At 57.7% G+C, this 272-nt stretch carries 1 pseudogene; it reads left to right on the forward strand.

Annotated features, from left to right (window positions below):
* Window positions 1–272, forward strand: a pseudogene (locus SB775_RS29570) (PTS fructose transporter subunit IIA); the annotation flags it as partial.

Raw genomic sequence — 272 nt, forward strand, 5'->3', positions numbered from 1 at the left:
GAGGCTTTGTCCCGCCTCGCAACGTTCTTGATGGATGAGAAATTCCGCGTCAATATCCTAGAAGCCGAATCGAAACAGCAAGTGCTCGAGATCGTTTCTGCCAAAGAGGCGGAAGTGGACGGTCCGGAACCTACAGACAGCGCTGCACCGCTTGACGCTGCGCAAGGTTCAGCTGCAGGAGGCAAAATCCTGGCGGTCACGGCTTGCCCGACAGGCATCGCGCATACTTATATGGCGGCTGAGAAGCTCAGCGGCCGTGCCAAAGAACGCGG

Source organism: Peribacillus sp. SIMBA_075, assembly GCF_046534585.1.